The organism is Kribbella sp. CA-253562 (assembly GCF_050942265.1).
Lineage (GTDB): Bacteria > Actinomycetota > Actinomycetes > Propionibacteriales > Kribbellaceae > Kribbella.
This window is the reverse complement of record NZ_CP192049.1, coordinates 999896-1022349: the sequence shown is the minus strand read 5'-3', so window position 1 is coordinate 1022349 and position 22454 is coordinate 999896. Positions and strand designations below refer to the sequence as shown.

At 69.2% G+C, this 22454-nt stretch carries 25 protein-coding genes; 19 read left to right on the top strand and 6 right to left on the bottom strand.

The window, feature by feature from the left end:
• Positions 1 to 134: 134 nt before the first annotated feature.
• Both ACQPXM_RS04945 and ACQPXM_RS04940 read right to left on the bottom strand, forming a co-directional pair.
• The gene (locus ACQPXM_RS04945; RefSeq protein WP_432945208.1) at positions 135 to 695 is read right to left on the bottom strand and encodes an RDD family protein; all 561 of its coding nucleotides are present in this window, start codon (positions 693 to 695) and stop codon (positions 135 to 137) included.
• A 25-nt stretch (positions 696 to 720) separates the two neighbouring features.
• Positions 721 to 1182, bottom strand: coding sequence for a thioredoxin family protein (locus ACQPXM_RS04940; protein ID WP_432945206.1), 462 nt, complete (start codon positions 1180 to 1182; stop codon positions 721 to 723).
• Positions 1183 to 1299: 117 nt separating this feature from the next.
• Between ACQPXM_RS04940 and arfB the strand changes: the two genes are divergently transcribed.
• Genes arfB through ACQPXM_RS04920 form a run of 4 tightly spaced genes read left to right on the top strand, consistent with a single transcriptional unit; the run spans position 1300 to position 3557 of the window.
• Positions 1300 to 1725, top strand: coding sequence for an alternative ribosome rescue aminoacyl-tRNA hydrolase ArfB (gene arfB, locus ACQPXM_RS04935; RefSeq protein WP_432945204.1), 426 nt, complete (start codon positions 1300 to 1302; stop codon positions 1723 to 1725).
• A gap of 37 nt (positions 1726 to 1762) precedes the next feature.
• Positions 1763 to 2380 carry a hypothetical protein gene (locus ACQPXM_RS04930; RefSeq protein WP_432945202.1) on the top strand — a complete coding sequence of 206 codons (618 nt, stop codon included), beginning with the start codon at positions 1763 to 1765 and terminating at the stop codon, positions 2378 to 2380.
• A complete protein-coding gene (locus ACQPXM_RS04925; RefSeq protein ID WP_432945200.1) occupies positions 2377 to 2955 on the top strand; it encodes a hypothetical protein in 579 nt (192 codons plus the stop codon). Before ACQPXM_RS04930 ends, ACQPXM_RS04925 begins: the two co-directional genes overlap by 4 nt.
• Entirely contained in the window at positions 2952 to 3557 is a 606-nt protein-coding gene (locus ACQPXM_RS04920; protein ID WP_432945198.1) for a hypothetical protein, read from the top strand. The genes ACQPXM_RS04925 and ACQPXM_RS04920 overlap by 4 nt, the downstream gene beginning before the upstream one ends.
• On the opposite strand, the gene ACQPXM_RS04915 is transcribed toward ACQPXM_RS04920, so the two are convergent.
• Positions 3511 to 4905, bottom strand: a complete 1395-nt coding sequence (locus ACQPXM_RS04915) for a hypothetical protein (protein ID WP_432945196.1) — start codon at positions 4903 to 4905, stop codon at positions 3511 to 3513. The two genes, ACQPXM_RS04920 and ACQPXM_RS04915, sit on opposite strands and share 47 nt — an antisense overlap.
• Positions 4906 to 4987: 82 nt before the next feature.
• Here ACQPXM_RS04915 and ACQPXM_RS04910 point away from each other — a divergent pair, with 82 nt between their 5' ends.
• Positions 4988 to 5764, top strand: a complete 777-nt coding sequence (locus ACQPXM_RS04910) for a class I SAM-dependent methyltransferase (protein WP_432945194.1) — start codon at positions 4988 to 4990, stop codon at positions 5762 to 5764.
• Between the two features lie 22 nt (positions 5765 to 5786).
• On the opposite strand, the gene ACQPXM_RS04905 is transcribed toward ACQPXM_RS04910, so the two are convergent.
• The gene (locus ACQPXM_RS04905) at positions 5787 to 6026 is read right to left on the bottom strand and encodes a MoaD/ThiS family protein (protein ID WP_432945192.1); all 240 of its coding nucleotides are present in this window, start codon (positions 6024 to 6026) and stop codon (positions 5787 to 5789) included.
• Positions 6027 to 6187: 161 nt separating this feature from the next.
• Here ACQPXM_RS04905 and ACQPXM_RS04900 point away from each other — a divergent pair, with 161 nt between their 5' ends.
• Entirely contained in the window at positions 6188 to 6901 is a 714-nt protein-coding gene (locus ACQPXM_RS04900; RefSeq protein ID WP_432945190.1) for a winged helix-turn-helix transcriptional regulator, read from the top strand.
• A 151-nt stretch (positions 6902 to 7052) separates the two neighbouring features.
• Positions 7053 to 7355, top strand: coding sequence for a hypothetical protein (locus tag ACQPXM_RS04895; RefSeq protein ID WP_432945189.1), 303 nt, complete (start codon positions 7053 to 7055; stop codon positions 7353 to 7355).
• Between the two features lie 94 nt (positions 7356 to 7449).
• Here ACQPXM_RS04895 and ACQPXM_RS04890 read toward each other — a convergent pair whose 3' ends face one another.
• On the bottom strand, positions 7450 to 9222 hold the full coding sequence (locus ACQPXM_RS04890) for a bifunctional metallophosphatase/5'-nucleotidase (protein ID WP_432945187.1): 1773 nt from the start codon (positions 9220 to 9222) through the stop codon (positions 7450 to 7452).
• A 116-nt stretch (positions 9223 to 9338) separates the two neighbouring features.
• Here ACQPXM_RS04890 and mshD point away from each other — a divergent pair, with 116 nt between their 5' ends.
• The 3 genes from mshD (at position 9339) to ACQPXM_RS04875 (ending at position 11958) form a co-directional block, all read left to right on the top strand.
• Positions 9339 to 10253, top strand: a complete 915-nt coding sequence (mshD, locus tag ACQPXM_RS04885) for a mycothiol synthase (RefSeq protein WP_432945185.1) — start codon at positions 9339 to 9341, stop codon at positions 10251 to 10253.
• Between the two features lie 209 nt (positions 10254 to 10462).
• Positions 10463 to 11068: a DUF6318 family protein gene (locus tag ACQPXM_RS04880; protein WP_432945183.1), complete on the top strand. Its 606-nt coding sequence runs from the start codon at positions 10463 to 10465 to the stop codon at positions 11066 to 11068.
• Complete coding sequence (locus tag ACQPXM_RS04875) at positions 11065 to 11958, top strand: PKD domain-containing protein (RefSeq protein WP_432945181.1); 894 nt, start codon at positions 11065 to 11067, stop codon at positions 11956 to 11958. Before ACQPXM_RS04880 ends, ACQPXM_RS04875 begins: the two co-directional genes overlap by 4 nt.
• A 3-nt stretch (positions 11959 to 11961) precedes the next feature.
• Here ACQPXM_RS04875 and ACQPXM_RS04870 read toward each other — a convergent pair whose 3' ends face one another.
• Positions 11962 to 13035 (bottom strand): alpha/beta hydrolase, encoded by a 1074-nt coding sequence (locus ACQPXM_RS04870; RefSeq protein WP_432945180.1) that lies wholly within the window; start codon positions 13033 to 13035, stop codon positions 11962 to 11964.
• Between the two features lie 136 nt (positions 13036 to 13171).
• On the opposite strand from ACQPXM_RS04870, the gene ACQPXM_RS04865 reads away from it, so the two are divergent.
• From ACQPXM_RS04865 to pstB, 9 genes are all read left to right on the top strand, one after another.
• The gene (locus ACQPXM_RS04865) at positions 13172 to 15328 is read left to right on the top strand and encodes an RNA degradosome polyphosphate kinase (protein WP_432945178.1); all 2157 of its coding nucleotides are present in this window, start codon (positions 13172 to 13174) and stop codon (positions 15326 to 15328) included.
• Between the two features lie 16 nt (positions 15329 to 15344).
• Positions 15345 to 16223, top strand: a complete 879-nt coding sequence (locus tag ACQPXM_RS04860) for an NUDIX hydrolase (RefSeq protein ID WP_432945176.1) — start codon at positions 15345 to 15347, stop codon at positions 16221 to 16223.
• A gap of 153 nt (positions 16224 to 16376) precedes the next feature.
• Positions 16377 to 16850 carry a bifunctional nuclease family protein gene (locus tag ACQPXM_RS04855; protein ID WP_083751065.1) on the top strand — a complete coding sequence of 158 codons (474 nt, stop codon included), beginning with the start codon at positions 16377 to 16379 and terminating at the stop codon, positions 16848 to 16850.
• Positions 16851 to 17202: 352 nt separating this feature from the next.
• On the top strand, positions 17203 to 17382 hold the full coding sequence (locus tag ACQPXM_RS04850; RefSeq protein ID WP_432945174.1) for a hypothetical protein: 180 nt from the start codon (positions 17203 to 17205) through the stop codon (positions 17380 to 17382).
• Positions 17383 to 17609: 227 nt separating this feature from the next.
• Positions 17610 to 18143, top strand: a complete 534-nt coding sequence (locus ACQPXM_RS04845) for a hypothetical protein (RefSeq protein WP_432945173.1) — start codon at positions 17610 to 17612, stop codon at positions 18141 to 18143.
• Positions 18144 to 18358: 215 nt separating this feature from the next.
• Positions 18359 to 19492 (top strand): phosphate ABC transporter substrate-binding protein PstS, encoded by a 1134-nt coding sequence (gene pstS / locus ACQPXM_RS04840; RefSeq protein WP_432945171.1) that lies wholly within the window; start codon positions 18359 to 18361, stop codon positions 19490 to 19492.
• A gap of 227 nt (positions 19493 to 19719) precedes the next feature.
• A complete protein-coding gene (pstC, locus tag ACQPXM_RS04835) occupies positions 19720 to 20670 on the top strand; it encodes a phosphate ABC transporter permease subunit PstC (RefSeq protein ID WP_432950945.1) in 951 nt (316 codons plus the stop codon).
• Positions 20667 to 21590 (top strand): phosphate ABC transporter permease PstA, encoded by a 924-nt coding sequence (gene pstA, locus ACQPXM_RS04830; protein WP_432945169.1) that lies wholly within the window; start codon positions 20667 to 20669, stop codon positions 21588 to 21590. The genes pstC and pstA overlap by 4 nt, the downstream gene beginning before the upstream one ends.
• 20 nt (positions 21591 to 21610) lie before the next feature.
• The gene (gene pstB / locus ACQPXM_RS04825; protein WP_077017483.1) at positions 21611 to 22387 is read left to right on the top strand and encodes a phosphate ABC transporter ATP-binding protein PstB; all 777 of its coding nucleotides are present in this window, start codon (positions 21611 to 21613) and stop codon (positions 22385 to 22387) included.
• Positions 22388 to 22454 lie beyond the last annotated feature (67 nt).

Sequence of the window (22454 nt, the reverse complement as noted above, 5' to 3'; positions counted from 1 at the left end):
CGACACAGGGACGAGCGCATGCGGCAGTTGTCCACTGCCCTGCGCTTGGTCAGCCATGTCGTGTAAGCCACGTGTCGAGAGTACGGAAACCGGCCGGACCTGCCAGTCATGGTCCCACTTAGTGAGACAACTGATCACCATATGGATTGGTTCACCGGCGTCGCGGGGCCACGGACGACGTTGGTTCCCGCGACCTTGTCGTGCCAGGCCTGCCTCTTGCCGTCCCACAGCGGCCACAGCACGTCGAGTACGCCGACCATCGCCACGAGCGCGATCAGACCCGGCAGCGCGCCGACGACGGTGAACACCGCGACCAGTCCCAGCCGCTTGACGACAGCCGACGGCGGAGGAGGACCGGGAACGTCGCGCAGCCGGATGCTGATCCCGAGCGCCCGCTTGCCCGGCGTGGCCCCGGTCCGGACCAGGAAGAAGTAGCGATAGATGGTGTCGACCACAAGGCCGATCACGGCCGTCGCCAGCCACCAGCGGTACACCGACCACGGCTCGCTGAACAACGAGGACCCGGAGCCGTCGTCCTCGAGCCAGCGGTACCAGAAGTACCCGGTGAGCGGCAGGCCGACGACGAACACGATCAGCAGGTCGAGCAACTCGGCAGCGGCCCGGCGCCACCAACCAGCCAACGGCACGCCGTCCGGTGTGCAGGGGATGGCCGGTACCAGGTCCTGAGCGGTCATGCGCTCAGGGTGCAGCTCCCAGGGGTCAACTGGCCTGGCGGTCGACCGCCGCGCCGAGCGCGGCGATCACGTCGGCCTTGCGGGGTGCGCCGCTGGCGCGGGTGACGGTGTCGCCGGCGGCGTCGAGCACCAGGACCGTCGGCGTACGGAGGATGTTGAGCCGGCGGACGAGCTCCAGGTTGGACTCCGCGTCGAGCTCGACGTGCCGTACGCCGTCGACCATGGTCTCCACCTCGGCGAGCACCCGGCGGGTGGCGCGGCACGGCGCGCAGAACGCGGACGAGAACTGGAGCAAGGTGGCCCGCTCGCCCAGGTCCGCGCCGATGTCCTCGGCGGTCAGCTGATCGGTGCTGGTCTCCGGCTTGCTCACCGCTTGCCCCTCGATCACGCGCGTCGCGCGGAAGCGTCCGTCGTACCAGGTCTTGAGCACGCTCAGCAGCACCCCGGCGACGACCGCGGCGACCAGCACGACGATTCCTGGACTCACAGCATTCGAGAGTACGTCGGCCGGCCAACGGATCCAGCCACGCGTTCCACTCCTTGGACGCCACCCCGGGCGCAAAACCATGGGTGCCCGCGGCATCGGATCGGGTTGAATGGAGCCATGGACGGAGGGCTGACGGTGCGCGCCGGGGTGGTGATCCCCGAGGCGGAGCTCGGCTGGCGGTTCTCGCGGTCCAGCGGGCCTGGCGGGCAGTCGGTGAACACCGCGGACAGCCGGGTCGAGCTGATCTTCGACCTCGCCGCCACGTCGGCGCTGGGCGAGCCACTGAAGAACCGGGCGCTGGAGCGCCTGTCGTCCCGCCTGGTCGACGGCGTCCTGACGATCGCGGCCTCCGAGCATCGCTCCCAGTGGCGCAACCGGGAGGCGGCGCGGGCCCGGCTGGCGAGCCTGCTGCGCGACGCCATCGCCTCCCCGCCGCGCCAGCGCCGTCCGACCCGGCCCTCCAAGGGCGCGGTGCGCCGCCGCCTGGACGAGAAGAAGCGGCGCGGCGAGACCAAACGCCTGCGTGGCCGGCCGCTCGACTGACGCCTGCGCGGCCCTCTGCGTCGTTAGGCTGCCGCCTGTGCGGGAAACGGGGAACGGGGAACGGGAGGAACTGCCCGAGTTGCAGGACCTGAAGGTCCGCGGGCGGCCGGTCAGGACCTGGGCGATCAGCGCGGCTGTCGTACTGCTGGCGGTGTCGGCCGCCTTCGGAGGGCTGAACAAAGCCGACGCCGAAACCCCGCAAGCCGGCGCCGGAGCCGCCGTCGACGCCGGCCAGTTCAATGTGACCGTCCAGCGGGTGGTCGTCGTCAAGGACCTGGAACCGCTGTTCACCCCGGACGACGGCGGTGCGCTGATCGCCGTCGTGACCAAGCTCGAGCTCACCGACAAGACCGGCGTCCAGGCGCCGACCGACCTCATTCGGCTGCTCGACGTCGCCGGGGTGAAGCCGACCGACGCGCCGATCGGCACCACCAATCTGCGCGACCAGACCCAGAACCCGGTGCTCACCCCGCACCACGCCGAGGACGTCGCGTACGTCTGGAAGTTGCCCAAAGCAACCGATCTGCCGCGCGAGGTCCGGCTGAGCGTTCAGCACTACACGTTCCGCGAGTCGGTGCTGGACCACCACGACCTCTGGACCAAGGACACGATCGCCGCCGAGGTGACCGCGCCGGTGAAGGACAACACCCGATGAGCCGGCGCAAGCTGGTCGACTCGGTCCTGGTCGTGCTGGTCCTGGTCACGATCGTCGGCCTCTACCGGATCACCCCCACCCAGAAGGACTTCCAGCAGCCGATCGCGGTCAAGGGCGTCGCCGGCCAGGCGGTGCACACGCCACGGTTCGACGTCACGGTGGAGAAGGTGCGGATCAGCAAGAAGCTCCGCGTTCCGCGCACCACGCCGGACCGCGACACGCTGTCCGACTTCGTCGTGATCGACGCCGTGGTGACCGCGAACCGCGAGCCGATCCACCTACAGCGGTTCGAGATCCGCGCCGCCGACGGCACGACGTACGCGGCCGCGAACCGCAGCGGGCTGAACCGGGTCGACCTGGCCAACTTCCAGTTCGCGCCCGGGATCGCCGTCCGTGGGCCGGTCGTGGTCGAGATGCCGGCCGATCAGTTGCCTGGCGCAACTTTTCTGGTGCTGGAGAAGGAGATCTTCACCGACCTGGAACCGCAGGCGACGATCGCCCTGAAGATCACGAAGGACCAGCTCGACGGTCTGCGCGAGGACGTCGCGATCCTGTCCCCGGCGGTCGAGGGATGACCGGCCGGCGCGCGCGCCCGGGCTGGATCCGCCGGAACACGGTGGCCCTGGCGTCCCTCGTCGTCACCGTCCCGCTGCTCGGCTGGTGGTCTGTGCACAGCGACTACCAGGCCTGGTACGACGCCGAGCCGCGCGACGCGGTCGAGGTCGCGGCCGGCGGTACGTCGTACCAGGACGCGACCTGGTACGCGGCGAGCGTCGAGGTCGATCCCGAGCCGCGGGCCGGCCGCAACCCCGCGCCCCTGCCCGACGGGACCACCCGGATCAGGGTCTATTTCCGGCTCCAGGTCGACGACGTCGCCAAGCTCGAGAAGCTCGGCGGATGCCTGATGCACCTGCGCGCCGACGACGGCCGGACCTGGGACGAGTCGATCGCCGACGACGAGTTCCAGGACCGGCCGACCGGCTGCACCGGTGGTTCCGACCCGAAGCCGCAGAGCTGGCGGGATCCGAAGCTCGCGCCGTACTTCGTGAAACCGGCGGCGGGCAAGCCGTTCGAGACGGTCGCGGTGTTCGTCGTACCGTCGGAGGTGGCCGGCGAGGTTCAGCCGACGATCACCTGGCGGACCCGGCTTCCGCAGTATCTGGCATTCCCGAGGTAGCGGCGCTCAGGTCGGTGACGCCCTGGTCCTCGTCACTGCCGGTCGGGTGCACCGGCCGCGTGCGCTGCCGCAGGTAACCGGCCAGCCCGCCGATCATCCGGTCGTACGCCGCGGCCAGCAGCGCGATCTGCAGCATGATCTTCAGCGCCTCGACGGCCAGGCCGACCGGCTCGTCGATGACCCGCCAGAACTGCAGCGACTGCGGCCCGATGACGTAGTCGCGCAGCAGGATCCAGACCGCGCCGGCCAGATAGGTCACGATCGCCCAGGCCAGGAAGTAGCCGAGCATCGGCCTGATCCCGGACCGGGCGACCAGGCGGAACGCGTCCCGGACCGGGCGCCAGCGGTCGCGCCAGTCCGACACCATCGAGTTGCCGGCCACCTGGACCAGGCGCGGGGTGCGCTGCCAGCGGTTGGTGATCCGGTCGAACCGCCAGCGCAGCTGCTCCAGCCGCTCGGCCTTCGGCACCGCCCGGCCGTAGATCACCGCGGTCATCGTGATCCACATCAGCGGCAGCACCGCCGCGCTCCACAGATCACCGATGCCCGCGGCAACGAATCCGGTGATGGTGTCCCAGATCTCCCGGAGCCGCTCGACGCCGAGCACGTGGTCGAGCACCCACCCGTAGGCGTCCTGGACCCACGCCCACACCTTCCGCTCCTCCAGCCAGGACTTCGGCGACGGGAGGTAGGCCGAGGCCTGGTAGGCGACAACGAAGATCCACAGCGCCTCGAGGTAGGTGGCGAACAGCTTGCGCACCGGGCCGCCCTCGGCGCCCGAGCGCTTGTTCTTGAACACCAGCCGCAGCAGGTACGCCGCGATGCCGAGCGCGATGAACAACCAGGTCGACAGCGCCTGCAGCCCGGTCGGCTCCTGCACGATCGTTCCACCGCTGAAGGCCGTCGCTGCGTCGTCCGAGATCTTGTGCACGGCCAGCAAGTACTCGTAGTTCAGCGCCTCCGCCTGCAGGAACTTGTACGCCGCGTAGAAGGCCAGGAACGGCAGCAACGCCGAAGCGAGCGCGTCGACCGCTCGCAGCTCCTTGCCGGGCTCGGCGCCGTCCGGGGCCAGCACGCCCTCGGTCACCGCGCGACGGTGGTACGGCAGTTCTCCCCGCAGCACGAGGAACATCGCGACGTACATCGCCAGTGAGACCACCACGAGCAGCGCGAGCACGGCGATCCCGGCCGCCTGAACCTGTGCCCCGGCCTGCACAGCGACCCACAGCAGGCCCCGATGCGCCAACTCCGCCACCACGAACACCGCGAGCAACCGCGGCCACGCCCGTCCGAACAGTCCCGCCGCACGGCCCACCGTGGTGAGCAAGGTCCCCGATTCCTGTGCCACAACCCGGCAATCTACCGGCCGAGGAGGCCTCCACCACCGAAATCGGGTGGGCGTCAGGTGCCGCGGCTGTCACGATCAACCAGTGAACGAACGCGCCCTCAGTTTCGGATCTGTCGCAGCGGCCTACGAGCGGTACCGCCCCGGCTATCCCGACGAGCTGGTCGACGCCGTGCTGGACTACGCGCAGGGGCCGCGAGACTCCCGCCGTCCGCCGGTGCGCACGGCGCTCGAGATCGGCGCGGGGACCGGCAAGGCGACCCGCGCGTTCGCCGCGCGCGGTGTCGCGGTGACCGCCACCGAGCCCGACGCCGCGATGCTGGCCGAGTTGCGCCGCCAGGTCCCAGCGGCGTCCTTCCAGAGCACCTTCGAGGAGCTGCCCGTCGGCCCGACGTACGACCTGGTGTTCGCGGCGGCCGCCCTGCACTGGACCGACCCAGCGGGCCGATGGGAGCGGGTCGCCGCGCTCCTGAACCCGAGGGGCACCTTCGCCTCCTTCGGCGGCCCTCTCCAACTGGCCGACCCGACGATCGAGCAGGCAGTCCGCTCAGTGACTCGCCGCTACCTCGACAGCGACGACATCCCGTCCCCGGACGGCACTCCTTCGGACAGCCCCATGCAGTGGCCCGGAACCGAGCTGCTCCGCTCCCCGCTCTTCACCGATGTCCGCCAGTCGACGATCGAGCGGCGTGTCACGATGTCCGACCACGAGTACGTCGCGCACCTGTCGACCATCTCGGCGTACCTGCAGCTCCCGGAACCGGCCCGGCTCCAAGTGCTCGCCGAGGTCCTGCAGGTGCTTCCACTCGAGGTGACGATGAACGCCGACCTGACGCTGCACCTCGCCCGCCGAAGCGCCTAGGCCCTCGGCACTGAGCCGCCGCTCAGCCGCCGGCGAAGGGCGGAAGCGCGTCGACCTGGGCGCCGTCGTGCAGGGGCGTGGTGAGCTCGACCCGCTCCCCGTCGAGCAGGAACGTGCAGATCCCGAGCACCCGCGCCAGCTCCGGGCGGTCGGCCGACACGGCGCCCACCAACTCCTTGACCGACGAGGCCTGCGCGGTTTCCGTCGACTCCCCGGCCGCGGCGCGCGCGGCGGCGAAGTACCTGATCGTCACTTCCGGCATGTGGAGACGCCTCACTCATCGACGGGGTCCTGGAGTATTATGTCAGCTTGCTGTTCCACACCAGTGTGTCTCGGGCCCCCGGCAATGACGCCGCTGGGGCCTGACGTGCAACAGGACCGGATCGCTCACCCGCGCTCCACCGACCCGCACAAGGAGACAGCGTGAGCACGTTGCTGCTGCTGACGAACGCGCTGCAGGCCTCCACCGAGGTGCTGCCCTCTCTCGCCCTGCTCCCGCACCAGATCCGGATCCTGCCGTCCGAGGTCGCCGCGCTGGTCGACGCCCCGGACGCCGACGCGGTGCTGCTCGACGCCCGCCGTGACCTGGTCACCGTGCGCAGCGTGGCCCGGCTGATCCGGACCACCGGTATCGACGTACCGCTGTTCCTGGTCGTCACCGAAGGCGGCCTGACCGCGGTGAACGCCGACTGGGGCGCCGACGACGTGCTGCTCGACACCGCCGGTCCCGCCGAGATCGAGGCGCGGCTGCGGCTGGTCATCGGCCGCTTGGCCGCGGCGCGCAACGAGGATCCCGAGACCACGCTGATCCGCAGCGGCGACGTCGTCATCGACGAGGCGTCGTACACCGCGAAGCTGAACGGCCGCGCGCTCGACCTCACCTACAAGGAGTTCGAGCTCTTCAAGTTCCTCGCTCAGCACCCCGGGCGCGTCTTCACCCGCGAGCAGTTGCTGCAGGAGGTCTGGGGCTACGACTACTTCGGCGGCACCCGGACGGTCGACGTCCACGTCCGCCGCCTGCGCGCCAAGCTGGGCCCGGAGCACGAGTCCCTGATCGGCACCGTGCGCAACGTGGGCTACCGGTTCGTGGTCCCGCCGAGCACGAGCCAGCGGGAGACCGCCGACAGCAAGGTCTGACCCGAGTCACACCAGCCACATCAGTCACAGCAGTCACAATTCGCCTGCCTGCAACGGATTCCGGCTCCCGGCTCCGCACAAGTTCGGCCTTGGACCGCTGCGTGTTCCTGGTGCTACCTTGCGTGTTCGGTCTGTTCACGAAAGGTGACCGATGGCGCACGCTCCGACTTCGCACCGCCGTGGTGCCCACGCATCGCATCGCAGCGATCCGTCCGACGGACCGATCCAGACCACGACCTGGCTCGGCCTGACCTTCGCGCTGGCGCTCGGCCTGCTGCTCAGCAGCCGTGAGCACGTCGGCGTGCACGCGGCCGGCATCACCTTGCTGGTCATGCTGATCCCGCTGACGCTGGCCGTGTTCGTCAGCGGCGCCCGCCGCGGGCTCGGCTCCGGCCGCGCCGCCGTCGCCACCGGCTTCGCCTTCGCGCTGGTCGTGCTCAAGTTCGTGCTCTGAGCGCGAACGCCCGGATCACCTTCGGTTGAAGGCGACCCGGGCGCGGCGTCTCGTCGTACCGGGGCTCAGCTCACCGCTGGCCCCGTCGACAGCGTCAGGGGATGCTGATTCGGTCCGTCGGGCCCGGCGTGTACGGGTCGTGCGCCGCCAGGTAGGCCGCGAAGGCGTCGATGTCCAGCCCGCCGAAGAACTTGTTCGTCGCCGTGGTGAAGGCCGGGAAGCCGTCGCCACCGTCGGACAGGAAGTTGTTCGTCACGATCCGGTACGTCGTACCGTCGACGATCGGCTGACCCGCGATCCGCACCGACGACGCCACCACCTTCGCGCCCGGCGCGGCGGCCGGGTTGTAGGTGTAGGTGATCCCGGCGACCTGCAGCACCTTGTTGGCGGCCTGGTTCGCCCCCGAGAACTGCTGCTCGAGCAGCGCCTTGATCTGCGTGCCGGTCATGTCCATCGAGACCAGGTAGTTGTTGAACGGCTGCACCGTGAACGCCTGCCCGAACGTCACCGCGCCGCCGGTGGAGGCCAGGTCGGCCCGGATCCCGCCCGGGTTCATGAACGCGACCACCGGGGTCTTGCCGCCGGTCACCGTCGACGGGTCGGCCAGCTGCGCGTCGGCGATCAGGTTGCCCAGCGGCGACTCGCCCGACGCGTCCGGCGTCCGTGACACCGAGTCGGTGGTGATGTGCCCGATGACCTTGGACTCGATCGGCGCGACGAAGCCTTGGTACTTGGTGATCAGCTTGGTCAGCTGACGGTCCTTCGGCACGTCCTGGGTGACGATCAGGTTGTTGGCCAGCGTGTTCAGCCGGTCGACGTCCTTGGTGGTGTTGTTGATGCTGAGGCGCACCTGCGTGACGACCTTGCCGAACGACGACGCGCTGGTGACCAGGCGCGGCTTGCCGGCCGGGTCGTTGATCGAGCAGTTGTAGGCGGTGTGGGTGTGACCGGAGATCACCGCGTCGATCGCCGGGTCGAGGTTCTTGGCGATGTCGGTGACCGGACCGGAGATGCCCGGGCAGCTGTTGAAGGCCCGCGGGTCGGTCGGGAATCCGCCCTCGTGCAGCAGCACGACGATCGACTCGATGCCCTGCTTGCGCAGCTTCGGCACCAGCGCGTTCGCGGTCTCCACCTCGTCGGTGAACTTCAGCCCCTCGACACCGGACTTGGTGACGATGTTCGGGGTGGCCTCCAGCGTCATGCCGATGAAGGCGACCTTCTGGCCGTTCTTGAACTTCTTCACCGTGTACGGCGCCAGCAGCGTCTGCTGGGTGTTCTCGAAGAACACGTTGGCCGACAGGTAGTCGAAGTCGGCGCCCTTGAACGTGGCCTTCGGGTCCGGGCAGGAGTTCTGGTTGTTCTGCCCGTCGCCGTCGTTCAGGCAGCCGCCGGTCTGCATCCGGAGCAGTTCGTGCCAGCCCTCGTCGAACTCGTGGTTGCCGACCGAGGCGGCCTCCAGGCCCATCGCGTTCATCGCCTCGATGGTCGGCTCGTCGTGGAAGGCCGCCGACAGCAGCGGGGACGCGCCGATCAGGTCACCCGCGGCGACCGTCACGCTCTCCTGACCCTGCGCCTCCGCCGCGGCGCGCAGGTTGTCCAGGTGGGTGGCCAGGTACTCCGCGCCACCGGCCGGGGTGCCGTTCACATTGCCGCTGGAGCTCGTGGCCGGGTTCGGCATCAGGTTGCCGTGGAAGTCGTTCAGTGCGAGCAGCTGGATCTGGGTGTGCGTCGGCTTGGGTTTGGCCGGCGCTGCCTGGGTCACGGTTCCCCCCGTGGCCAAGCCGAGTGCCACCGCGGCTCCGGCGGCCAGCAGGGCGATCGCCCGCGGGCCCCTCAGCCACGTCTTGTCTCGTCCTGTGAAGGCCATTTCTACTCCGTCGTCGGTTCGGTCCGCTGGTGTGCGGTGCGGCGAAATTACCCGACGCTTCGCGGACCGTCCAAGGCCTCAGCGATGAACTGGGCGCGACCTTTTACGGTATCGGGGTGACCCTCGAAGCAGTTCCCTCACCGTTGCCCTCGGCCACCGCGGCCGCCGTCACCGAACTCGCTCGCCTGGCCGCGCAGAGCGACGACGTGAACCCCCTGTCGGAGCAGACCCTGCTGCACCTGGACGGCGAGCACCACGGCGACCTCCACGTCCTCGCGTACGCCGGTGAGCCCGGAACCCTCGACGTCTCCGGCCTGCAGACCACCGGCGACCTGATCGGCTACGCGTACCTCGCCCCCGACGGCTCCGCCGAACTCGTCGTCGCACCGTCCGCCCGCCGCCAAGGCACCGGTACGGCGCTGCTCCGGATGCTCCTGGACCACGCCCAGGACCGCCTCCGCCTCTGGGCCCACGGCCGCCTCCCCGGCGCCGACGAACTCGCCGCTCGTTTTGACCTGACCGTCGCCCGCGAGCTGTATTTCCTGCGCCGCACCAGCGCGCCGCTGCCCGGCATCACCTGGCCCGACGGCATCGACGTACGAACCTTCGTCCCCGGCCAGGACGACGCCGCCTGGCTGAAGGTCAACGCCGCCGCCTTCGCCACCCACCCCGAACAAGGCACCTGGACCCAGGCCGACCTCGCCGACCGCCTCCACCAGGAATGGTTCGACCCCGAAGGCTTCTTCCTCGCCGTCGACCGCCGTACGGGCGAACTGGCCGGCTTCCACTGGACCAAGATCGAGAACAACGAGGGCGAGGTCTACGTAGTAGGCGTCTCCCCCACCCACCAGGGCATGGGCCTTGGCAAGGCTCTTACTTTGCAGGGCCTCCACCACCTCCAGGAAACCCGCTCCCTGGACACCATCACCCTCTACGTAGACGGCACCAACACCCCCGCCCGCCGCCTCTACGATTCCCTCGGCTTCACCACCGCCGCCCTGCACGTCCAGTACGCCCCCGCGCCGAAGTGAGCCGTCTCACACCGAAGTCACCTCGTCACTTCGCGTCATAAACCAGCCCACCCCTCGTCCCACCACCACCAGGAGCCGTCCGAGCCTCTCACCCCCCAGCCGGGCGGCTCCTGGCACGCAATCGGGTATCCACAGGTTGCAGCTTCTGACAATCCACGCCGTCATCACCTCCGGTTACGATCTAGACCGACTACGGAGGGCTGACGAACGTGACATTCCGCAACAGGCTGGCCATCCCCTTGGCAGTTGGCGCCTTGACCGCTGCCCTCGCGGCCTGCTCCAACAGCAGCCCCGAGGCGGGCCGCCCGGACACCGCGCCGCCGAGTTCAGTTGAGACTTCGGAGACGACGCCCGTGGTCACCCCGTCACCTTCGCAGTCCGTACCGAGCGCACCGCCCACTCGGCCGGCGACAGCCACCGGCTCGAGCCTTGCCGCTGGCGAAGCGTTTATCGCCTACTACGTGGACCTACTGAACTACTCCTACGCCACCGGCGACCCAGCACCGTTTCTCGCCGCAAGCGACAAGGGGTGTCTCGGTTGCCAGGGCGTCGCGGACTACACCCGAAAGGTCAACGTCAAAAACGGTGGCATCAAAGGCGACTACAAAGACAAGTTGGTCGCCGTGAAGGAGATCTACCGCGGTGAGTCCGGCCGGTTGGGCGGATCCGCGACGATCAAGTCCGGCACCTATGAAGAACGGCTCACGCCGACCGCGTCGCCAGTGCAACAGACGAGCAGCGACGGGACGATGGAATTCACTCTGTCGAGCAACGCTGGGGACTGGGTGATGTACGAGATGCAGATCGACGAATGAAAGCGGCCACGCGTGCGGGTCTCCTCACGATTCTCCTGACCAGCTTGGTGGCCGCCTGCGCCGTGCTCTTCTCGGTTGGCACGTCACTCGGAGCATCGGCGAGACCATCGAGCTCGGCGACGGAGAAGCCGCCGAAGGTCAAGGGCAAGAAGACGCGCTGGGGCGCCAGCATCACCGGCGGCCAGCAACAGACCAAGCGAAAAGAATTCCCGCCACCTACAGGCGAGCGTCGCGTTCCCAAGGCGGCCCCGAAGCGCGCGATCGAGCCACTCCAACCAACCGCTCGCCGGCGTCCATTCCGTCTCAACATCGGAATCTGTGGATTGCCGGCTGCTGATGGCAGCGGACGGATGGGTCCCGCCCGCTGTCAGGAGGCTGAACTCGTGGAGCCAGACGAGCCAACTGCCACCGCGGTTGTGCGCCGTAGGTTGCCTATGCCTCAGGACGTCACGTGGGAGCAGGTGCTGAGCGAGTCCAAAGATGTGGCCTTCCCGGGGTTGCGGGTGAACGTGCAACCGGCCGGGCGGACCTTGGTGAATCTGGACACAATCGTCTATACCGACCAAGCCAAGGTCTCGGACACAACCGTGGACCTGCTGGGCTTCCCGGTAGCGGTGGAAGCCACCCCGATGAGCTACACCTGGAACTTCGGGGACGGCACCTCGGTGACCACCGAATCGCCGGGCAAGGCCTACCCGGCGAAAGAGATCACGCACAAATACCTGAAGCGCGGCGCAGTGAGCGTCACGCTGACGACCCACTACGCGGCGCGGTTCAACGTCGCCGAGACCGGGTGGCAATACATCCCCGGCACCGTGCCGATCACAGGACCCGCGACAGCTCTACAGGTACGCGAAGCCGTGCCTGTGTTGGTGGATCCGCCCAACTGAGCCTCAGGGGTTCAGGACCGTGCGCAGGTGATCGTGGATGCGGTGCCGGGCGACTCTCGTTTGGCCGCCCAAAGCGAGCATGCCGGTGAAGCCGTGGATGAGGGTGGGTTCCTCGTGGAGGACGGTGGGCACACCCGCAGCCTCTAGGGCCGTGGCGTAGTCGTTGCCTTCGTCTCGGAGGGGGTCGAAGCCGGCGGTGACCACGTACGCGGGGGCGACGCCCTCCAAGGGGCCGAAGATCGGTGAGACGCGGGGGTCACTGCGCAGGGCGGAATCAGGGGCGTAATGGTCGCGGTACCAGAGGATTTCGGCGTCGGTGAGGAAGAAGCCCTCGGCGAAGAGATCTCGGGAGGGGCGCCGGCCGATGAGGTCGACCGCGGGGTAGAGCAGCAGTTGCAGGACGGGCGACGGGAGGTCGCGGGCGACGCATTGCTGGGCTACGACCGCGGCGAGGTTGCCGCCGGCGGAGTCTCCGCCTACAGCGACCAGCGCGGGGTCCGCGCCCAGGTCCTCGGCGTGTTCGACGGCCCAGCTGAAGGCGGCGATCGCGTCCTCGGCGGCGACCGGGGCCGGTGCCTCGGGGGCGAGGCGGTACTCGACCGACAGGACTCGGGTCTCGGCCTCCAGCGCCACGTCGCGGCAGTACGCGTCGTGGGTGTCGAGGTCGCCGACCACCCAGCCGCCGCCGTGGAAGAAGACGAGCAGTCCGCGTCCCGCCGTACGGGGGACGTACAGGCGGGCGCCTAGTTGGCCGTCCGAGCCGCGCACGGTGAGCTCGGTCACGCGCTGGACTTCGCGCGGGCGGCCGGCGACGAGCCGGGCGCCGTTGAGCAGGTTCGCCCGGGCCGCGGCGACCGACTTCGGAGCGCCACCGCTGCCGGGCATCAGCGCCTCGAGCCGGAGCAGCAGCTGCAGGTCGGGGTCGAGAACGTTGCCGTCGATCTCGATCGGGGCACCGGCCAGGCGGTGCCTGACCGCCGGGGGCAGCGCCACAACCGGCGTCAGCGCATGGCTCTGGACCGCCTTCTGGACCGCGGTCAGTCCGGTCCGCAGCAGCCCGTCCACTCGTGGGTTCACAAAGAGTGACGCTAGCAACAATCGGCGACCCCACGCAGTCACGACCCGGGTCCACTACCGCTCGCAAGCACCGTCCCGGCGGATCCCGGCCGCGCGCCGGACATGCTCAGCCACCTACCGTTCACCAAAGGATGGGATGCTGGTCCACGTGGCTGGAGACTTGTTGGCGTCGCACAACCGGGAGTACGACGTCGAGCCCCCGTACGACATCAGGGAGGCCGGCGACCTTCCCGAGGACCGTTTCTCGGACCGCGAGCTGAGCTGGCTGGCGTTCAACCAGCGCGTGCTCGAGCTGGCCGAGAGCGACCGGGTGCCGTTGCTGGAGCGGGCTAAGTTCCTGGCGATCTTCGCCAGCAACCTGGACGAGTTCTACATGGTCCGGATCGCCGGCCTGAAGCGCCGGATCGCGGCCGGTGTCGCCGTGCGCGCGGCCAGCGGCCTGATGCCGCGTGAGGTGCTGGACCGCAGCCTGAACCGCAGCCGCGAGCTGATGGACCGTCAGGCCGAGACCTGGCGCAAGGTCGTGCTGCCGGCGCTGGTCAAGGAGGGCATCGACATCCTCCGCTGGGACGAGCTGGAGCACCCCGAGCGCGAGGCGATGACGCAGTTCTTCAAGGACCGGATCTTCCCGGTGCTGACCCCGCTCGCGGTCGACCCGTCGCACCCGTTCCCGTACATCTCCGGCCTGTCGCTCAACCTGGCTGTCGTCGTCCGCAACCCCGACACCGGCGGCGAGCACTTCGCCCGGGTGAAGGTGCCGCCGCTGCTGCCGCGGTTCGTCCGGGTCGCCGAGGGCCGGTTCGTCCCGCTGGAGGACGTGATCGCCACGCACCTGGGCCAGCTGTTCCCGGGCATGGAGGTCACCCAGCACCACACCTTCCGGGTCACCCGCAACGAGGACCTCGAGGTCGAGGAGGACGACGCGGAGAACCTGCTCGCCGCGCTCGAGAAGGAGCTGCTGCGGCGCCGGTTCGGCCCGCCGGTCCGGCTCGAGGTGGAGGAGTCGATCGACCCGCAGGTCCGGGCGCTGCTGGTGTCCGAGCTGGGCGTCACCGAGGCCGAGGTGTTCGAGCTGCCCGGTCCGCTGGACCTGCGCGGCCTGTTCGACATCGCCTCGCTGGACCGCGCCGAGCTGAAGTACCCAGGCTTCGTCCCCTCGACGCACCCGCACCTGGCCGAGGTGGAGACCTCCAACCCGGCTGACATGTTCCACGCGCTCAAGCAGCGCGACGTCCTGGTGCACCACCCGTACGACTCGTTCTCGACCAGCGTGCAGCGCTTCATCGAGCAGGCCGCGGCCGACCCGCACGTCCTGGCGATCAAGCAGACGCTGTACCGGACCAGCGGTGACTCCCCGATCGTCGACGCGCTGATCGACGCCGCCGAGGCGGGCAAGCAGGTACTGGTCCTGGTCGAGATCCAGGCCCGCTTCGACGAGCAGGCCAACATCAAGTGGGCCCGCCAGCTCGAGCACGCCGGCTGCCACGTCGTGTACGGCGTGATCGGGCTGAAGACGCACTGCAAGCTGTCGATGGTGGTTCGCGACGAGCCGGACGGCCTGCGGCGCTACGCCCACATCGGGACCGGCAACTACCACCCGAAGACGGCCCGCCTGTACGAGGACCTCGGCCTGCTGACCAGCGACAAGGTGGTCACCGAGGACATCGCGCACCTGTTCAACCACCTGTCCGGCTTCGCCCGCAGTACGGGCTCGCGCCGCCTCCTGGTCGCCCCGCAGTCCGTACGCCGTGGCCTGCTGGACCGGATCGAGCGCGAGGTCCAGCACCATCTGGCCGGCCGCCCGGCCCGGGTCCGGATCAAGGTGAACTCCCTGGTCGACGAGGCCCTGTGCGACGCCCTGTACCGCGCGTCCCAGGCCGGCGTCCCGGTCGATCTGTGGATCCGCGGGATCTGCACGATCCGTCCCGGCGTCCCGGGGCTGTCGGACAACATCCGGGTCCGCAGCATCCTCGGCCGGTTCCTGGAGCACAGCCGGGTCTTCTGGTTCGAGAACGGCGACGACCCGGAGGTCTGGATCGGCTCGGCCGACCTGATGCACCGCAACCTGGACCGCCGGGTCGAGGTGCTGGTCCAGCTCAAGCAGCCGGACCACATCACCGAGCTGGGCGAGCTGTTCGACGTCGGCTTCGACGAGCGGACCGGGTCGTGGTGGCTGCAGTCCGACGACACCTGGCAGGCCAAGCTCACCGGCCCGGACGGCGAACCGCTGCGTGACCTGCAGGAACGCCTGATCGCGACCCGCGGCCGACGCCGGCAGTCCGAGACCAACTGAGAGCACACGGGAGACGATGAGCACCCCGGCGACGGTTTTCGCCGCGGGCGGTGTCGTGTGGCGGGACCGGCGCGGCACGCGCGAGATCCTGCTGGTGCACCGCCCCCGGTACGACGACTGGTCCCTGCCGAAGGGCAAGCTGACCGCGGACGAGCATCCGCTGGTCGCAGCCCGGCGCGAGATCGAGGAGGAGACCGGCCAGCAGGTGGTGCTCGGCCCGGCACTCGGCGTCCAGCGCTACGACGTGCACAAGAACAACCGGGTCGTGCCGAAGCTGGTGCACTACTGGTCCGCGCAGATCGCCGGCGAGCACGACTTCCGCCCGAACGACGAGGTCGACCGGATCGCCTGGCTCGGAGTCGACGAGGCGGCGGGGCGGTTGAGCTACCCGCGCGACGTGGAGATCCTCGACGCGCTCGCGGGCGCCGTACCGGTGGTGTCGTCGCTGGTCCTGCTCCGGCACACCGAGGCGATGAAGCGCAAGGAGTGGGACGGCGACGACTCGGATCGTCCGTTGACCGACGAGGGCCGGGAAACCGCGCAGCGGCTGATCGACGTACTGGCCGCGCTCGGCGTGGACCGGATCCGCAGCAGTGACGCCGAGCGGTGTGCCGCCACGATCACGCCGTACGCCGCGACGATCGACCGGCGGATCCACCTGCACCCGGAGATCTCCGAGCGCGGGTTCAAGTCCGACCCGGACGGGATGAAGGGCTTTGCCCGGAGCGCGTGGAAGACCGGGCGGGTCACGGTCGTCTGCTCGCACCGGCCGGTGCTGCCCGCGCTGGCCGGCGAGCTCGGCCTTCCGGCCGGCAAGTTCGTGCCCGGTGCGTTCGTGGTCGCGCACCGGCTCGCCGACGGCCGGGTGGTGCACGAACGGTTCGCCGCTCCCTAGTCCGGGTCGTGACAGCCGGCGATCCGGCCAATGCAAAGAGATCGTCACAGTCGGGGTTGCCGTCGAGTGCGCCGCGGTCGGCCGGGTATGTTCCTACCGAGGAAACCGGCGCCCTACCGGGAGCCGGCGGCACGGGAAGGTCGGGACCGCACCATGACAACGATGCGCGAACTGACGCTGATCGGGATCCGGATGGAGTCGCCCAACCGGGCGCCCGTGATGATGCTGCGCGAGACCGAGGGCTACCGCTACCTGCCGATCTCGATCGGCTCGGTGGAGGCGACCGCGATCGCCTACGAGGAGCAGGGCCTGCGCCCGTCCCGGCCACTCACCCACGACCTGATGCGCGACCTGATCCAGGCCTTCGGCGTGCACATCGAGGCGGTCGAGATCGTCGAGCTGCGCGACGCCGTCTTCTACGCCGAGCTGGTGCTGGCCAACGGCGCGCGGGTGTCGGCCCGGCCGAGCGACTCGGTCGCGCTCGCGGTCCGGCTCGGTACGCCGATCCGCTGCACCGAGCAGGTCCTGCGCGAGGCCGGCGTCGCCACGCCGGAGGAGGAGCAGGCCGAGCTGGAGCGCTTCCGCCAGTTCCTCGACGGGGTCGCGCCGGAGGATTTCTCCAGCTGAACGTGCGCTAGGGTCTGCCTGCGCCGGCGGCAGGGGTGACCACCGGGCACCCGACCTGGGGAAGCTCGATGCGTATCCGCCGTACTGTCGTCGCCGCCGGCCTGGCAATCGCCGCCATCGCTGCTTTCACCACGTCCGCCACGGCGGCCGGTCCCGCCGCACCGACCGGCGTGAAGATCGCCTGGGCGGACGCCACCCAGCAGCAGATCCGGGTCACGTGGACCGACGCCGGCGAGGCGAACACAGTGCGGTTCCAAGGGGCGCTCGGGGCCCACGACGTCGCCGCGGTCGCGGCCGGCGCGACGAACGAGGTACTGGTCCCGTCACCGACGGCTTGTACGGCGACCGCGCGATGTTCACCGTCGCCTCGATCGACAGCGCCGGTACGGCGGGGCCGGTGGCGACCTCCACCGAGTTCGACACGTCGGCGACCGAGAACGTCCCGATCACGTACGCCGAGCCGCGGCCGGACGGCTCGTTGATGATCGCCTGGCGCGACGGCCGTACCGCGCCACGACTACAACCCTGCTGATCCGTTCGACGGCCCGGGCCCGGTGCGCTACACGGTCGAAACCGGAGGCACGAGAACTTCGGTGCCTGGCAACCTGCGGTTCGCCGTCGTGCCGGCCCGCTCTCGGCCGTACAGCGTCGGCGTCGTCGCGGAGAACGTGTGGGGCAAGTCGGACCCCGCGGTCGTTCACCTTCGAGCAGGCGGCGATCACCGGCGGCGCGATCCCCACCTCCGCGCCGTACAGGCACATGCTCACGGTCAGCGGTGCGGTCGGCGGCCAGCATCTCGTCGCGCTGCAGGCCCGTGACTCCGCAAGCAAGCCGTGGGTCACGCTCACCAGCAAGTACGGCGAACCGGGCGCCGGCAACTTCCGGCTCCAGGCGCCCTCGCCCGGCACCCGCCAGTACCGGCTGTACCTCCCGGCCCGCAAGGACCTGGACAGCGCCGCCCTCGCCTACGCGACCGGCGTGACCACGTCGCTGACCAGGCAATCGATCGGCTACGCCAAGTTCAGCGCGAACGTCGTCACCCTCGGTCAGAGCGTCACCGCGAGCCTCTACATCGCGCCGGGGACCGGGATCCGCACCACGCTCCAGCGCTGGAACGGCAAGGCGTGGGTCGGCGTGAAGGACATCGTCTTGGCGAAGGGCCGCGGGTCCTACACCTTCAAGACCACGGCCCGCGGCACCACGGCGTACCGGTTCTTCGTCCCGAGTACGACCTACGGCGGCCGGGCGATCACCTGGACGACATCCGCGTCGCTTCCGCTGGTCGTGCGCTGATACCGGACTGTGACCAACAGACGCTTGGAATCACTCAGCGTCACGGTCCTTAACGCAGTTCACCTGATGGCCTCCTGACGGCACGCCAGACGTCGCGATCGCTACCGAAACCGTTCACCGCTCGTTCACCCGCGACGGGCCATGCGGTCACTTGGTCTGCCTACCGTCTGTGGCAGTTCACAAAGTCTGAATTCCCGCAGAAGGGCAACACTCTCGTGTCCGTCAATCGCCTGCTCCGCGTCGGCACCGTCGCCGTGGCCTCCCTCGGCGTTCTCGCTCTGAGCGCCTGTGGCAGTGACCCGGAGCCGTCGGGCTCCTCGTCCCCGTCGGATTCCACCTCGTCGTCGGCCGGTGGCGAGTGCCCCGAGGGCACCCTGAACGCCGAGGGCTCCTCGGCGCAGAAGAACGCCATCGAAGAAGTCATCGCCAAGTACAACGAGAAGTGCGCCGACGTCACGGTGAACTACAACCCGACCGGTTCCGGTGCGGGCATCAAGCAGTTCAACGCCAGCCAGGTGGACTTCGCCGGTTCCGACTCGGCGCTGAAGACCGAGGCCAAGGACGGCGGCGAGGCCGAGGCGGCCGCCGCGGCCAAGCGCTGCCAGAACAACCCGGCGGTGAACCTGCCGATGGTGATCGGCCCGGTCGCGATCGCCTACAACCTGGACGGCGTCGACAAGCTGATCCTCGACGGCCCGACCGCCGCGAAGATCTTCCAGGGCACCGTGAAGACCTGGAACGCCCCGGAGATCGCCAAGCTGAACCCCGGCGTCACCCTGCCGTCGGCGCCGATCGCGGTGTTCTTCCGCTCCGACGAGTCCGGTACCACCGAGAACTTCACCAAGTACCTCGAGGCCGCCGGCGGTGGCGCCTGGAAGGGCGAGCCGGCCAAGAAGTGGAGTGGCACCGGCGCCGGCAAGGAGAAGTCCGCGGGTGTCGCCGAGGGCGTGAAGAGCACCAAGAACTCGATCACCTACGTCGAGTGGTCCTACGCGGTCGACAACAAGCTGGGCGTCGCGCAGGTCGACAGCGGCGCCGGCCCGGTCGCGCTGACCGCCGAGTCGGCCGGCAAGGCGCTGGCCGCCGCCAAGCCGGCCGGTACCGGCAGCGACCTGGCGCTGAAGCTGGACTACGCGACCAAGGCGGCCGGGGCCTACCCGATCATCCTGGTCACCTACGAGATCGCCTGCACCAAGGGCCTGCCGGCCGAGAAGACCGCGCTGGTGAAGAGCTTCCTGAGCTACTTCGCGAGCACCGAGGGCCAGGCGTCGCTCACCGAGCTCAACTACGCCCCGCTGCCGGAGGAGATCCGCACCAAGGTCGACGCCGCCATCCAGGCGATCAGCTGACCTGCGACGACACCGCAGTACGGCGTGATGCGAGCCCCGGCTTCCCCCTCCACGGGCGGCCGGGGCTCGCCTCGTGACCGAGCACCCCTTCCACCTTGGCGCTTGGAGCAGCACCCATGAGCAGTACAGACGGCACCGCCCCGCCCACGGCTCCACCCGACGGGCCGCGGGACGAGAAGCTGGAGCTGGGCCCGGTCGGCCACCTCGGCGACCGGTTGTTCGCCGGGATGGCCCGCGGCTCCGGCGCGCTGGTCGTCGCGATCGTCGCGTTCGTCGGCATCTTCCTGCTGGCGCTGGCGATCCCGGCTCTGGCCAACAACCAGAGCAGTTTCCTGTTCTCCCGGATCTGGGAGCCCGGCGCGAACCCGCCGAAGTTCGGCATCGCCGCGCTGTTCTACACCACGGTGATCAGCTCGATCATCGCGATGGCCATCGCGGTCCCGATCGCGGTCGGCGTCGCCCTGTTCACCACGTACTACGCGCCGAAGCGGCTGGCCGCTCCGGTCGCGCACGCGATCGACCTGCTGGCCGCCGTACCGTCGATCATCTACGGCCTGTGGGGCATCTTGTTCTTCGCCCCGATCCTGCGGCCGGTGATCGACGGGCTCGGGTCGGCGCTGGGCTGGATCCCACTGTTCGAGAAGTCGGTCACCGACAACGTCGGGGTGGTCTTCACCGCCTCGGTGGTGCTGGCGATCATGATCCTGCCGGTGGTCACCGCGATCAGCCGGGAGATCTTCGCCCAGACCCCGGTCGCGCATCGCGAGGGCGCCCTGGCGCTGGGCTCCACCCGCTGGGAGATGATCCGGATGGCGGTCCTTCCCTACGGCCGCTCCGGCGTGGTCAGCGCGTCCATGCTCGGCCTGGGCCGCGCGCTCGGCGAGACGGTCGCCGTGCTGATCATCTTGTCGGTGCCCAACGGCAACGACCCGTGGACCTCCTCGATCTTCGCCGGGGGCGAGACGTTCGCCTCGAAGATCGCCAACAACGCCGCCGAGTTCGACTCGCCGGACAAGACCGGCGCCTACATCGCGGCCGGCCTGGTGCTGTTCGTGGTGACCTTCCTGGTCAACTCCGCGGCCCGCCTGATCGTGGCCCGCAGCGGCCCGGGCGGAAAGCGGCCACGGCGGATCAAGCGGATCGGCGACAAGCCGCAGAGCGAAGGAGCGACGCTGTGACCACCACTCTCGCGGCGAACCGGCCGGCCTACGACGGCAAGACCCTGGACCTGACCGGCAAGTCCGGCAGCCGGGCCTTCCGCAACACGCTGGCCAGCGTGCTGATCACCTTGTGCTTCCTGATCGCCCTGATCCCGCTGGTCTGGATCCTGTGGACCGTGATCAGCAAGGGCTACGGGCTGCTGCTGGACGGCGGCTGGTGGAGCGAGTCCCAGCGCGGCATCACCGTCCGGCGCGAAGGCGGCGGCGCGTACCACGCGATCATGGGCACGTTGATCATGGCCCTGATCACCGCGGTGATCGCGGTCCCGATCGCCATTCTCGGCGCGATCTACCTGGTCGAGTACGGCAGGGGCACCAAGGCCGCGCGGGTGGTCAGCTTCATGATCGACATCCTGACCGGTGTCCCGTCGATCGTCGCGGCGCTGTTCGTGTACGCCGTCTGGATCACCGTGTTCGGCTTCAACCGGGTCGGCTTCGCGGTCTCGCTGTCGCTGGTGCTGCTGATGCTTCCGGTGGTGCTGCGCTCCACCGAGGAGATGCTCAAGCTGGTCCCCGACGAGTTGCGCGAGGCGTCGTACGCGCTCGGGGTGCCGAAGTGGAAAACCATTCTGAAGGTCGTCGTACCGACCGCGTTCGGCGGCATCATCACCGGCGTGATGCTCGGTCTGGCCCGGGTGATGGGTGAGACCGCGCCGCTGCTGATCCTGGTCGGCTACTCCAAGAACATCAACCTGAACCCGTTCGAGGGATTCATGGGCGCGCTGCCGACGATGATCAACCAGGACCGGACCGAGCTGGCGCTGCAGCCGGCCGCGGACCGGGTCTGGGCGGCCGCGCTGACGCTGATCCTGCTCGTCCTGCTGCTCAACATCCTGGCCCGGCTGGTCGCCCGGTTCAGCAAGGTCAACTCCAAATAGTCGAGAGGTACTGAACCGATATGGCAAAGCGCATCGAGGTCAGCGGCCTCAACGTCTACTACGGGGACTTCAAGGCCGTCGAGGACGTGTCGATGACGATCGAGCCCCGCTCGGTCACCGCGTTCATCGGCCCGTCGGGCTGCGGCAAGTCCACCTACCTGCGGACCCTGAACCGGATGCACGAGGTGATCCCCGGCGCCCGGGTCGAGGGCAAGGTGATGCTGGACCAGCAGGACCTGTACGCCTCCGGGGTCGACCCGGTCGCGGTCCGCCGCGTGGTCGGCATGGTCTTCCAGCGGCCGAACCCGTTCCCGACCATGTCGATCTTCGACAACGTCGCGTCCGGGCTGAAGCTGAACGGCGTCAAGGACCGCAAGAAGCTCACCGAGGTGGTCGAGCGGTCACTGCACGGCGCCAACCTGTGGAACGAGGTGAAGGACCGCCTCGACAAGCCCGGCGCGGGCCTGTCCGGTGGTCAGCAGCAGCGGCTGTGCATCGCCCGGGCGATCGCGGTCGAGCCCGAGGTGATCCTGATGGACGAGCCCTGCTCGGCGCTGGACCCGATCTCCACGCTGGCGATCGAGGACCTGATCGAGAAGCTCAAGGACCGGTTCACCGTCGTCATCGTCACCCACAACATGCAGCAGGCGGCCCGGGTCTCCGACCAGACCGCCTTCTTCAACCTGGCCGCCACCGGCAAGCCCGGCCGGCTGATCGAGATGGGCCCGACCAAGCAGATCTTCTCCAACCCCAACGAGAAGGCGACCGAGGACTACATCACCGGCCGCTTCGGCTGACCGGCCCGGACGACAAAGGCGCCGCAGGCAACGAGCCTGCGGCGTCTTGCCTTGCCTGCAAGGCGTT